The organism is Variovorax sucrosi (assembly GCF_051216635.1).
GTDB lineage: Bacteria > Pseudomonadota > Gammaproteobacteria > Burkholderiales > Burkholderiaceae_C > Variovorax.
Genome location: NZ_JBPJZU010000003.1, coordinates 475,308 through 488,411, shown reverse-complemented (window position 1 = coordinate 488,411; position 13,104 = coordinate 475,308). Strand labels below are relative to the sequence as shown.

General features: G+C 70.7%; 6 protein-coding genes. 3 read left to right on the top strand and 3 right to left on the bottom strand.

Features of this window, described 5'->3' with window-relative positions; translation table 11 throughout:
• Positions 1-134 precede the first annotated feature (134 nt).
• Positions 135-353 (top strand): hypothetical protein, encoded by a 219-nt coding sequence (locus ACSFBE_RS08400; protein WP_435489920.1) that lies wholly within the window; start codon positions 135-137, stop codon positions 351-353.
• 3 nt (positions 354-356) lie between these two features.
• Positions 357-8,534, top strand: coding sequence for a glycoside hydrolase family 94 protein (locus ACSFBE_RS08395; RefSeq protein ID WP_435489919.1), 8,178 nt, complete (start codon positions 357-359; stop codon positions 8,532-8,534).
• A gap of 12 nt (positions 8,535-8,546) precedes the next feature.
• Here ACSFBE_RS08395 and ACSFBE_RS08390 read toward each other — a convergent pair whose 3' ends face one another.
• From ACSFBE_RS08390 to ACSFBE_RS08380, 3 genes are read right to left on the bottom strand one after another with little or no spacing between them, the layout of a single operon-like run.
• Positions 8,547-9,785 (bottom strand): AI-2E family transporter, encoded by a 1,239-nt coding sequence (locus ACSFBE_RS08390; RefSeq protein WP_435489918.1) that lies wholly within the window; start codon positions 9,783-9,785, stop codon positions 8,547-8,549.
• Positions 9,782-10,531, bottom strand: coding sequence for a LytR/AlgR family response regulator transcription factor (locus tag ACSFBE_RS08385; protein WP_435489917.1), 750 nt, complete (start codon positions 10,529-10,531; stop codon positions 9,782-9,784). The genes ACSFBE_RS08390 and ACSFBE_RS08385 overlap by 4 nt, the downstream gene beginning before the upstream one ends.
• A 31-nt stretch (positions 10,532-10,562) precedes the next feature.
• On the bottom strand, positions 10,563-11,630 hold the full coding sequence (locus ACSFBE_RS08380; protein WP_435489916.1) for a sensor histidine kinase: 1,068 nt from the start codon (positions 11,628-11,630) through the stop codon (positions 10,563-10,565).
• A 49-nt stretch (positions 11,631-11,679) separates the two neighbouring features.
• On the opposite strand from ACSFBE_RS08380, the gene argH reads away from it, so the two are divergent.
• Positions 11,680-13,095: an argininosuccinate lyase gene (gene argH, locus ACSFBE_RS08375; RefSeq protein ID WP_435489915.1), complete on the top strand. Its 1,416-nt coding sequence runs from the start codon at positions 11,680-11,682 to the stop codon at positions 13,093-13,095.
• The last annotated feature ends 9 nt before the right edge of the window (positions 13,096-13,104 follow it).

Genomic DNA, 13,104 nt, shown 5'->3' with positions numbered 1-13,104 from the left:
CGCCGCCTCCTACACGCGGACCTGTACCTTGACGTGCCGAGGCGACTTGACACGGGGAGTACCCTGTCGTTCACGTCAGTGGCTTTCGCTCTCTCGCGCGGTGGTTGAAACAACGTCTTCACAGGAACCGTGTCATGTCTTATCCGCAGCCGCTCGCCCCTTCGACCCTTGGCTTCATCCGGAGCGACATCGAAGCGCTGGCATCCCATATGCAGCACTGCGCCACGGCGCACGGCCGCTGGGCAGTCACGCGCGCAGGTCTTCAGCATCTGCGTTCGATAGCCGCCGGCCGGATCGTGACCCTGGCCTGCATCGCAGTCCTTCTCGGCATCGGGTTCGCCATCGCTGCCTGATCGGTGAGCGCCGCCGCGGTGATCGACCGCCTCGCGCCGCTCAGCGACTACGCACGCCGGCTGCTCCAGCGGCCGCACGTTCCCGTTGAGCCGCCCCTGCGTGCCGAACTGTTCGGCCTGCAACGCTTCGGCGACCATGGCCGCAGCCTGGCACGCGCGCAACCGGTCGAGGCGCCGGGACGCACCCACCGACGCGCGCCCTTCTTTCCGCGCGTGGGCGAAAACCTGGCCGCGCTGCGCGGCGCCTTCGACTACATCGCACTGATCTCGCAAAGCGGGCGCTATGTCTCGCCCGCTGCCGAATGGCTGCTCGACAACTTCCACCTGGTCGAGGCACAACTGCAGCAGATCCGCGAAGGCGTTCCGCGTGGCTACTACGCGCGGTTGCCGAAGTTGGCCGAAGCGCCGCTGGCCGGGCTGCCGCGCGTGTACGGCATCGCCTGGGCCTACGTCGCGCACACCGACAGCGTGCTCAACAGCGCGCTGTTCACCGCCTTTCTCGACGCCTACCAGGACGTCGACGAACTCACGCTGGGCGAGTTGTGGGCGCTGCCCACCACCCTGCGCGTGGTGCTGCTGGAGAACCTGCGCCGGGTCGCGGAGCGCATCGCTCAGAACAAGGTGGCGCGCGAACTGGCGCATGCCGTCTGGGACAGCGCCGAGACGCTGTCGATCGACGACCTCGACGCGCTGTTCGCCACCATCCGTGAGCGCGGGCTGGAGCACAGCTACTGCACCCAGCTGTGGCAACGCCTGCACGGCGAACGCACCGCGCGCCCGCCGGCGCTCGTCGCCTGGACCGAGCAGCACTGCCCGCACGGACCGGCGCTGATCGACCGGGCCCAGACCGATCAGGCCGCCGTCAACCTGACGGTCGGCAACATCATCACCACACTGCGCCTGATCGGCCAGGTCGAATGGGCCGACCTGATCGAGCCGGTCAGCCGTTCGCTGCGCGTGCTGCGCGAGCTGCCGAGCTTCGCGCAGGAAAGCGAACTCACCCGCCAGCAGATCACCCATGCGATGGAGCAGGTGGCGCGCAGCAGCGCACGCACCGAGCGCAGCGTGGCCGAGACCGTGCTGCGCCTGGCCAGCGCATCGACGCGGGGTCCGAACGCGGGCGCCGAGCAGACGGCCGGCTATCACCTCTTCGGGCCGGGCCGGCCCTTGCTGCTGGCGGCGCTTGCACCGCCGACCAGCGCACCGGCAGGGCGTCGTGGCGGCTCGCCGCTAGCGCGCGCCTGGCGACTGCCGACCTACCTGGGGTGCATCGCCCTCGGCACGGCGCTGCTGCTCGCACTCGTGACCCACGGGCTGCACCGCGTGCAAGACGGCCCGTTCGGCGCCGCCAGCGCCATCGCACTGCTGCTGATGGCCTGGCCCCTCTCGGAAGCGGTGATCTCGCTGCTGCACCGCATCGCGGCCGAGTCGACCCGGGTGCAGGCATTGCCCCGACTCGACTTCGCCAGGGGCATTCCCGCAGCGCACCGCGTCCTGGTCGTCATCCCCACGCTGCTCGGCTCGGCGGAGGCGAATGCGCAGCTGGCGCAACGCCTCGAGCTGCACTGGCTCGCGAACCGCGAACCGCAGGCGCAATTCGCGCTGCTGACCGATTGGGCCGATGCGCCGCAAGCGACACAACCCGACGACGAGGCATTGCTCGCCGACGCACTGGCCCGGGTCGTCGCATTGAACGCGGCCCACCCGGTGGCCGCAGGCATGCCACCGCGCTTCCTGCTGCTGCACCGCCCGCGCCGCTGGAGCGATTCCGAACAGCGCTGGATCGGCTGGGAGCGCAAGCGCGGCAAGCTGGAGATGCTGCTGCGCCTGCTCGCCGTCGGCGACGCCGACGGCTTCCTGCCGCTGGCACCCGGGCTGCGACTGGCCGACGGCATCGCCTATGTGCTCACGCTCGACAGCGACACCGGCCTGCCGCCGGGCGCGCTGCGCGAGCTGGTCGCGGTCGCGGCGCATCCGCTGAACGCGCCGCAGGTCGACAGCGCCAGCCGCCGCGTGGTGGCCGGTTTCGGCATCCTGCAGCCGCGCATCGTCACGCCCCTGCCGATGCGCGAGGAGCGTTCGGCCTTCCACTGGATGTTCGCCGGCCAGTGCGGGCTCGACCCCTACAGCAGCGGCGCTTCGGACATCTACCAGGACCTGTTCGGCACCGGCTCCTTCACCGGCAAGGGACTGCTGAACGTGCGCGCGGTGCATGCCACGCTCGACCGCCGCCTGCCCGACGGCGCCGTGCTCAGCCACGACCTGATCGAAGGCAGCGTCGCGCGCTGCGCGGTGGTGAGCGACCTGGTGCTGATCGAGGACCATCCGCACCACGCCGGCGTGGCCGCCTCGCGCATCCACCGCTGGACCCGCGGCGACTGGCAGTTGCTGCCGCTGATGGGCCGTGCGGGCCGCTTCGGCATCGACGCGCTCGGGCTCTGGAAGATGAGCGACAACCTGCGCCGGTCCCTGGTGCCGCCGGCCTCGGCGGCCCTGCTGGCGGTGACGGTGTTCACCGAGGCCCTGCCACCGGCCTGGGCCTTCGCCGCGGTGGCAGCGGCACTGGCGCTCGGGCCGTTGCTCGGCGCCCTCGCCGGCCTGGTGCCGACGCGCCGCTCGATGGCGCTGCGGCACTTCTTCGGCGTCGGCGTCGCCGAGCTCGGGCGCGCGGTGGCCGGCGCGGCCTGGCAGTTCACACAGCTCGCGTCACAGACGCGGCTGCTGGTGGATGCAGCCCTGCGCGCCGTCTGGCGCCTGGCAAGCCGTCGCCGCCTGCTCGAATGGACCACCGCTGCGCAGGCGCAATCGCAGGCCCGCTACCAGCTCGGCGCCTTCGTGCGCGGCGCCGCGCCGGTGAGCGCGCTGTGCGCCGGCCTCGCCGTCGCCGCGCAGTGGAGCCCGCACCCGCTCGCCGGCGGACTGCTCTTCGGTCTCTGGGCCGCCGCGCCGGTAGCGGCGTGGTGGGCCAGCCGGGTGCCGACAGCCGAGGCGCCGCTGCCCGCGGATCAGCGCGCCTATCTCGAGACGCTGGCGCGCGACACCTGGCGCTTCTTCGAGCAGGTGGTGACCGCCGCCGACCACCATCTGCCGCCGGACAACCTGCAGCTCGAACCGGAGGCTGCGCTGGCACACCGCACCTCGCCGACCAACATCGGCATGTACCTGCTGGCCAGCTGCTGCGCACGGGACTTCGGATGGATCGACGACGCCGCGCTCGTGGCGCGGCTGGGCGCCACCCTCGAGAGCGTCGAGCGCCTGCCCAAGCACCGCGGCCATCTCTACAACTGGTACGACACGCAGACGCTCGCGACGCTGCACCCAGCCTACGTCTCGAGCGTGGACAGCGGCAACCTCGCCGGCCACCTGCTGGCGGTGGCGCAGGCCTGCCGCAGCTTCGCGCCGACCGCGGACGCAGCGCCATGCCGTTCGCTCCAGGCGCTCGCGGCCCGGTGCGAAGCGCTGTGCCACGGCATGGACTTTCACAGTCTCTACGACCCCAAGCGCCATCTCTTCCACATCGGCCTGCGCGTGGACGATGGCGTGCTGGACCCCAGCTACTACGACCTGCTCGCCTCAGAATCGCGTCTGCTGAGCTTCCTGGCGATCGCCAAGGGCGACGTGCCTCGCCGCCACTGGATGGCGCTCGGCCGGCCCTTCCTTTCCGTGGGGGCGCAGCCGGGGCTGAAATCGTGGTCGGGCTCGATGTTCGAGTACCTGATGCCCGCGCTGGTGATGGCCGAGCCCGACGACGGCCTGCTGCAGGTCGCCAACCGCGCGGCCGTGCGGGAGCAGCAGGCCTTCGGGCACGCGCAGGGTCTGCCCTGGGGCGTGTCCGAATCCGCATACTTCGCGCGCGACCATTCGCTGGCCTACCAGTACTCGCCCTTCGGCGTGCCGCGGCTCGCGCTGCGCCGCACGCCGCCGACCGACCGCGTGGTGGCGCCGTATGCCAGCGCCATGGCATCGCTGGTCGCGCCGGAGGACGCAGTGGCCAACCTGCGCCGGCTGGAGGCGCTCGGCGCCCGGGGCGACTTCGGCTTCTTCGACGCGGTCGACTTCACCGTGTCGCGCCAACCCGAGGGCGAGCCGCTGACCGTGGTGCGCAACTTCATGGCCCACCACCAGGGCATGTCGCTGGTCGCCTTCTGCAACGTGCTGCGCGACGGCGCTCCGAAGCGATGGTTCGGCAGCGCGCCCCTGGTGCAGGCGCATGCCGCGCTGCTGCACGAGCGCACGCCGCGCCAGATCATCGGCAGTGCCGATCCGCGGCCGCCGCCGGAGCCGAGTGCGACAGAGGTGGCACCGGCGCACCAGCCGCGCCTGGTCGACCCGATGCTGCCGGGCTTCCAACCGACACACCTGCTCTCGAACGGGCGCTACACCGTGGCGCTGCGCCCGAGCGGCGCCGGCGTGAGCCGCTGGCGTTCCTTCAATGTCACGCGCTGGCGCGACGACCCGCTGCGCGACGGCCACGGCACCTTCTTCTTCGTGCGCGAAGCGGACCCAGGCCCGCTCACCTCGCTCACCTCGCTGCCGGCGCCGGGTCGCGGCTGGCAGTACCGCACCCGCTTTCTGGCCGACCAGGCGCAGTTCGAAGCCAGCGGCCCCGGCCTGCAAAGCCGCATCACCGTGCTCATCAGCCCCGAGGACGACACCGAACTGCGCACCGTCACCCTGCACAACGTCAGCGACACGGCTCGCACGCTGGAACTGCTCTCGTACTTCGAGCCGGTGCTCTCCCATCCGAAGGCCGACGAGGCGCACCCGGCCTTCACCAACCTTTTCGTCGAGACGCGCTGGGAGCCTTCCCTGCGCGCCCTGCTGATGTCGCGCAAGCCCCGGCTGCACGGCGATGCGGTGATGGCGGCGGCGCACTTCCTGGCCTCGACCGATGCGCAGGTGCTGTCCGTCGACTGCCTGGTCGACCGCCGCGCCTTCATCGGCCGCAACCACACGCTGGCGACGCCGCGGCTCGATGCGCAGCCGGTCGACGCCGCGGGCGCACCGATCAACGGCCTCGATCCGATCGCCTGTCTGCGCGTTCGCCTGCAGATCGCACCGGGCGCGACGGCGCGCCTGACCTTCGCGACCACGGCCGACGTGGACGTCGACACGCTGCTGCCGTGCATCGACCGCTACATGCAGCCGATGCATGTCGAGCGCGCGATGCGCATGGCCGCCACCCTGGCGCAGGTGCGCTTGCGCGACCTGGCGATCGACCCGGTCAAGACGCGCGCGCTGCAGGATCTGACGACCATCCTCACCTACACCACGCCGCGGCTGATGACCGACCGCGGACCGGTCGACCTGCGGCAGATCTGGCGCTTCGGCATCTCGGGCGACAAGCCCATCGTGCTGGTGCGCATCCATTCGATCATCGGCATGGGCCTGCTCAACACGCTGCTGCGCGCACAGCCGTGGTGGGGTTTCGGCGGCGTGGCCTGCGACCTGGTGGTGCTCAACGGCGAGCCCGGCTCCTACCTGATGCCATTGCAGCGGGCGATCGAGGCGCTGCGCAGCCGGGTGAGCCACGAGACGCAGAACAGCTTTCCGCGCAACGACGCCGCCGGCTTCTACCTGCTGCGCGACGAAGAGGTCGCGGCATCGGAAAAAGCCGCACTCGCCACCCTGGCGCGCGCCGTGTTCAGTGCCGACGGCCGCACACTCGAAGCGCAGGTGGCTGCGTTGCGCGAGGCCGCGGCGCCGGCCGCCCCGGCCGTACCCACCGTGCCCCACACGCCGCTCGCGCTGCCGCCGCCGTCCGCCCCGATCGACGACAAGGCGCAGGCGCCGCAAGGCCGTTTCGATGCCGCCAGCGGGGAGTTCCGCTTCGAGGTCGACCTGAACCGGCGCACGCCCAAGCCATGGGTCAACGTGATCGCCAACGCCAGCTTCGGCTTCCAGGTGTCGGAGTCGGGCACCGGCTACACCTGGGCCGTCAACAGCCGCATGCATCAGCTCACACCCTGGTCGAACGACCCGGTGCAGGACCCGGCTTTCGAGCACTACCTGCTGCAGGACCTCGACTCGCGCGAGCTGCTGCCGCTGACGCCGGCCAGCCGTGGCGCCAGCACCGCCCGGCACCGCGTGCGCCACGGCCAGGGCTACAGCGTCTTCGAATGCCTCTACCGCCACATGGTGCTCGAGACCACCTTCTTCGCCGATCGCGACGAGCGCATGAAGCTCGTGCACGTCAAGGTGCGCAACGAAGGCACTGGCCGGCGCCGCCTGCGCGCACTGGCCATGGTCGAGTGGCAGATGGGCGCCGCGCGCGGCGAGCGCCGCACGGTCCATAGCTGGAAGGCCGACGACCTGCCGGCCGTCTTCGGCCAGCAGCGCGAATCGAGCGCGGGCTTCGGCGGCAGCACCGCCTTCGTCGCCCTCGCCGGCATCGCTGCGCCGTCGCAGTGGACCTGCGAGCGCAGTGAGTTCTTCGCCGGCCATGGCGGCATCGAGGTGCCCGACACGCTGGGCCGGCGCACCGGCAGCGGGCTCGACGCCTGCGCGGCCATCGCCGGCGAGTTCACGCTGGAGATCGGCGAAAGCGTGACTTTCAGCTTCATGCTCGGCCAGGCCGACGATGCCGACGCTGCGGTGGCGCTGGCACGCCGCTGGCAGACCCGCGACGTGGCCGATGCCCTGGCCCAGGCGCGCGGCTTCTGGGACGAGCTGCTCGGGCACCTGCAGGTGCGCACGCCCGACCCGCTGTTCGATGCGCTGGTCAACCGCTGGCTGATGTACCAGACGCTGGTCTGCCGGCTCTGGTCGAAGGCCGGCTTCTACCAGGCCGGTGGCGCCTTCGGCTTTCGCGACCAGCTGCAGGATGCGATGGCCTTCGCGCTGACCGACCCGGCGCGGCTGCGCGAGCAGATCGTCGTCAACGCGGCGCGCCAGTTCCCCGAAGGCGACGTGCAGCACTGGTGGCACATACCCGGCGGTGCCGGCGTGCGCACCCATTTCTCCGACGACCTGCTGTGGCTGCCCTATGCGGTGGCGCACTACGTCGAGGTGTTGGGCGACGCCAGCCTGCTGGACGACAACGTGCCCTTCGTCGACGGACCGGGCATCCCCGATGGCGCGGAGGACGCCTATTACGCACCGCGCACCAGCGCGCAGACCGCCAGCGTGTACGAGCACGGCGCGCGCACCATCGACCGCAGCCTGGCGGTTGGCATTCACCGCCTGCCGCTGATGGGCACCGGCGACTGGAACGACGGCATGAACCGCGTCGGCCACGAGGGCCGTGGCGAATCGGTGTGGCTGGCCTGGTTCCTCTGCAGCGTGGTCGAGCGCTACGCGCCGATCGCCGAAGCGCGCGGCGATGCCGAACGCGCCGAGCGCTGGCGCATCGCGCGGCAGGGCTGGATCGCGGCGCTGCACGAGGCGGGCTGGGACGGCGCCTGGTTCCGTCGCGCCTTCTTCGACAACGGCGCGCCGCTCGGCTCGGCGACCAACGACGAATGCCGCATCGACCTCATCGCGCAGGCCTGGTCGGTGCTCTCGGGGGCCTCCGACGCGGCGCACACACAGCCCGCGCTGGCGGCGATGAAGGCGCAGCTGCACGACGAGCGGGCCGGCCTGCTGCGCCTGCTGCATCCGCCCCTCGCGCATTCGGTCAACAACCCGGGCTACATCCAGGCCTATCCGCCGGGCGTGCGCGAGAACGGCGGCCAGTACTCGCACGCCGCTGTGTGGGCGCTGATGGCGCAGGCGCTGTCGGGCGACACCGACGCCGCGTGGCAGAGCTTCGAAGGACTGAGCCCGGCGCACCGCGCCTGCCACCCCGAACGCGGCCCCGCCTACGAGCTGGAGCCCTATGTGATGGCTGGCGACATCTACAGCGCCGCGCCCTACGTCGGCCGTGGCGGCTGGAGCTGGTACACCGGCTCGGCCGCCTGGCTGCACCGCGCCGCGGTCGAGACGCTGCTGGGGCTGGTGGTGCGCGGCGACCGGTTGTCGATCACGCCGCGGGTGCCGGCGCACTGGCCGGGCTTCGAGACGGTGCTGCGGCTGGGCGGGCGCGTGCTTCGGCTGCAGCACGGTGAGGCCCGAGCGCGGGGCATCGCGCTGGCGCCGGGCGCGTGGGTCGACTGGCGCGCGCTGCGCAGCGAGGACACCGAGGGCGCGCCATCGGCGGACCGGTCCGATGCCGTCTGGCTGTCTGTCAGCGACGTCGACTGACGCCGCGCACAGTCAATCCCCCAGCAGCTCTCCGATCGGCTGCAGGTCTTCGACGCGCTCGCAGACCGACTTCACGATCATCATGATCGGGATGCCGAGCAGCAGGCCCCAGACGCCCCAGAGCCAGCCCCAGAAGATCACGCCGATGAACACCGCGACCGGATTCATGCGGCTGGTGCGGCTGGTGAGCCAGGGCACCAGCAGGTTGCCCACCATCGTGTGGATGACGAGCGAGGTGCCGCCGATCAGCAGCGCCATTTCGACGCCGTTGAACTGCAGGAAGGCGACCAGGGCCGAGGCGCCCATGATGACGATCGATCCGACGTAGGGAATCAGGTTGGTCACCGCCGCCAGGATGCCCCACACGGCTGCGTTCTCCAGGCCCAGCGCCCAGAACGCGAGCCCGGTGGCGAACCCCACCAGCGCGCTGGTGCCGATCTGCACCAGCAGGTAGCGCTCGATGTGGCTGGTGATGTCGTCCAGCACATGCACCGTGATCTTCTTCTTGTGCAGGCTTTGCCCGGTGATCTTGACCAGCTTGCGGCGGAAGGTGTCGCCCGAACACAGCGCGAAGAAGGTCAGGAAGGCCACCAGCGTGAGTTGCCCCGCCGCGGTGACCAGCCCGAGCGTGCCGCTCCACAGGTAGTCGCGCACGTTGAAGGGCGGGCGCTCGACGATCACGCGCTGCACGCCGCGCCGGGCGGCGGGCGCCGCGGCGGCGGCCTGTTCCAGCTGGGCCGCGGCCTTCTGCACCGTGTCGAGCGCGCTGGCGTTGTCGCGTGGACCGGGTGTCATCGCCAGGCGCAGCTTCTGGGCCGCCACCGGCAGCGAGTCGACCAGTTGCGCCGCGCTGCCCGACAGCGAGTAGCCGGTCCAGCCCAGGGCACCGCCGACGCCCAGCAGGATCAGCGCCGCCGCCAGCGCACGCGGCACGTGCCACTGCGCCAGGCGATCCACGACCGGCGCCAGGGCATAGGTCAGGATCAGGCTCAGCATCAGCGGGATGAACACGGCCTGGGCCCAATGCAGCGCGAAGACGCAGGCCAACACCGCGATGAGGACCAGCGCGGCGCTGCGCACGTCCACCGGCATGTGCAGCAGCACCCGCTCGCGTTCCTCCTCCACCGCCTGGGCCGTCGCCAGGGCCTTCAAGGCGTCGCGCTCGGCCGGCTGGGCATCCGGTGGCATCTCCGGGTCGGCCGGCGTCGGCGCCGCCTCGGTCGTCGGCTCTGCGGTGGCGATGGTCGTCATGGTGTCTCCTTCAGGGCTTCACGAACGGCGGCGAGCTGGCGCCTCGACACGACCACCGGCTCCGGCACGCCGTCCAGGCGCAGCGCCCAGCCCTCCGCGTCTTCGCCGTCGTCGTATTTCTCGAGCGCCCGAATGGCGACGCGCGCGACCAGGGCGTTGCGATGCACCCGCACGAAGCGCTTCGGATAGCGCTCCTCGAATTCGGTCAGCGAGCCCTCGAGGATGTGGCTGCGGGTCGCGGTGCGCACGGTGAGGTACTTGAATTCGGACTTCAGGTAGCGCACCTCGGCCAACGGCACCCGCTCGGTGCGACCGCGGTCCTGGATGAGCAGATGCTCCACCGGTGCCCCGTCGCCGGCCGCGCCGCGCCGGTCCTTGAGCTGCCGCTCGACCTTCTGCAAGGCCTGCTGAAGCCGCTCGACCCGGACCGGCTTGGTGAGGTAATCGACCGCGTCGAGTTCAAAGGCGGTCACGGCGTGCGTCGCATGGGCGGTGACGAAGACCACCGCCGGCGCGTCGGGCTTGCCGTGCAGCGTGCGCGCGAGCGCCACGCCGTCCATGCCCGGCATGTGGATGTCGAGCAGCACGAGGTCGAGCGGCATGCTGATCAGATGGTGCAGCGCCTGCTCGGCCTGCGCGGCCTCGGCGACCACCTCGGCGGCGGGTGCGTGGCAGTCGCCCAGCAGGGTGCGCAGGCGCGAGCGTGCGAGGGTTTCGTCGTCGACGATCAAGGTCCTCAGTGCCATGCAGTCTCCTCCTCGCGTGGACCGGTGGCGCTCATGAACCCACGGGAATCACGATGCGCACGCGGTAGTTCTTCTGTTCGAGCCCGGCACTGAACTGGGCCTGCATGTCGTGCAGCAGGCGCAGGCGGTCGCGCACGTTGGCCAGTGCGATGCCATGGCCGCGCGGCAGCGGCTCGGCGGCCCAGCGCAGCGGCGGCAGGCTGTTGACCACCTCGATCACCACCATGCCGCCACGCCGCTCGGTGCGAATGCGCAGCTTGGCGCCCTCGGGGCTGGGCTCGACGCCGTGCTTCACCGCGTTCTCCACCAGCGGTTGCAGCAGCAGCGGCGGCAGGCGTGCCATGTTGGCCGCCGGGTCGATGTCCCAGCGGACGCGCAGCCGGTCGCCAAAGCGCACCTGCTCGATCGCCAGATAGCGTTCGGCCAGCGCGATCTCGTCGGCCAGCGTGACCGATTCGTCCGGGTCGGCCAGCGCGCGGCGGAACAGCTCGCTCAGGTCTTCCAGCATGGCTTCGGCCTTGGCGGGCTCCTCCCGCACCAGGGCGATCGCGCTGTTGAGGGTGTTGAAGAGAAAGTGTGGCCGGATGCGGGCCTGGAGTTCCTCGAGTCGGGCCGTCATGGCGGCGGGCGTCTGGCCGCGGGCCCGCAACACCAGCGCCGCCATGATCACGGCAGCGAACATGGCGCCCGCAGCCGCGCTGGCCACCCAGGGCGCCGTCGCCACCACGCCGGTCAACCACAGCAAGGCGCAGCCATAGAGCGCGGACAGCGCGCCGAGCGTGGCGCCCGCCGCGTACTGGGCCGGCCGGGAAAGCCGCGCCAATACCTTCTTGAGCGCGCAGGCCGCCACCAGCCACAGCAGCGTGGCGGGCAAGGCACCGCCGGTCACCGTGGCCGCCAGCATCAGCCACTCGCCGGGCGTGGTGCCGACGAAGAGCGTGGCGATCGCCACCACCGCCTCGACCAGCAGCACGGTGCGCAGCACGACGCCGATCTGGCAGGCGTCGAACAGCCCGCCCATGCCGGCGCGCGACGACGCGCGGACCGCAGACCGCGAAGGCGACGAAGGGGGGGCCGATAAAATCGACGGGTTGCGCATCACAGATACATCGGGTAACCGAACCATTATTGCCTTGCCAAGGCCTCCCATGACCCAAAACCAACTCGACAAAAAATCCGAAGCCTGGTCGGCCCTGTTCTCCGAACCCATGAGCGACCTGGTAAAGCGCTACACCGCCAGCGTCTTCTTCGACAAGCGGCTGTGGCAGGCAGACATCGAGGGTTCGCTGGCGCATGCAGGCATGCTGGCGGCCCAGAACATCATCGGCACGCAGGACTTGGCCGCGATCGAAGGCGGGCTGACGCAGATTCGCAACGAGATCGAGTCGGGCGCCTTCGAATGGAAGCTCGACCTGGAAGACGTGCACCTCAACATCGAGGCCCGCCTGACCCAGCTGGTCGGCGACGCCGGCAAGCGCCTGCACACCGGGCGCAGCCGCAACGACCAGGTCGCGACCGACGTGCGGCTCTGGCTTCGCACCGAGATCGACCTGATCGGCGGTCTGTTGATCGATCTGCAGAAGGCGCTGGTCGAGATCGCCGACCGGAACGTCGAGGTGATCCTGCCCGGCTTCACCCATCTCCAGGTGGCCCAGCCGGTGAGCTTCGGCCACCACTTGCTGGCCTACGTCGAGATGTTCGCGCGCGACGCCGAACGGCTGCTCGACGTGCGCAAGCGGGTCAACCGGCTGCCGCTGGGCGCCGCTGCCCTGGCCGGCACCAGCTACCCGCTGGACCGCGAGCGGGTGGCCAGGACGCTCGGCATGGTGGACGAGCACGGTGCGCCGATGGTCTGCCAGAACAGCCTGGACGCGGTGAGCGACCGCGACTTCGCGATCGAGTTCAGCGCGGCGGCCAGCCTGTGCATGGTGCACATCAGCCGTTTCAGCGAAGAACTGGTGCTGTGGATGAGTCAGAACTTCGGCTTCATCCAGATCGCCGACCGCTTCACGACCGGCAGTTCGATCATGCCGCAGAAGAAAAACCCGGACGTGCCCGAGCTGGCCCGCGGCAAGACCGGCCGGGTGGTCGGTCACCTGATGGGGCTGCTCACCCTCATGAAGGGCCAGCCGCTGGCCTACAACAAGGACAACCAGGAAGACAAGGAGCCGCTGTTCGACACCGTCGACACGCTCAAGGACACGCTGCGGATCTTTGCGGAAATGGTCGGCGGCATCACCGTCAAGCCAGACGCCATGGAGCGTGCGGCGCTCAAGGGCTATGCCACCGCGACCGACCTGGCCGACTACTTGGTCAAGAAGGGCCTGCCCTTCCGCGACGCACACGAAACGGTGGCGCACGCGGTGAAGGCCGCCATCTCGCACCAGGTCGACCTGTCCGAACTGCCGCTGGCGGTGTTGCAGCAGTTCAACCCGCAGATCGAGAAGGACGTGTACGACGTGCTGAGCCTGCGCGGCTCGCTGAACGCACGCAACGTGCTGGGCGGCACGGCGCCGGCCCAGGTGCGCGCGCAGATCGCGCGGCACCGCGCCCGGCTGGGCTGAGACAGGGCG

Bases quoted from the DNA above. Each gene is read 5' to 3' on its own strand.
- ACSFBE_RS08400 (WP_435489920.1), top strand. From the start codon at position 135: ATGTCTTATCCGCAGCCGCTCGCCCCTTCGACCCTTGGCTTCATCCGG.
- ACSFBE_RS08390 (WP_435489918.1), bottom strand. From the start codon at position 9,785: ATGACGACCATCGCCACCGCAGAGCCGACGACCGAGGCGGCGCCGACG.
- ACSFBE_RS08385 (WP_435489917.1), bottom strand. From the start codon at position 10,531: ATGGCACTGAGGACCTTGATCGTCGACGACGAAACCCTCGCACGCTCG.
- ACSFBE_RS08380 (WP_435489916.1), bottom strand. From the start codon at position 11,630: ATGCGCAACCCGTCGATTTTATCGGCCCCCCCTTCGTCGCCTTCGCGG.
- argH (WP_435489915.1), top strand. From the start codon at position 11,680: ATGACCCAAAACCAACTCGACAAAAAATCCGAAGCCTGGTCGGCCCTG.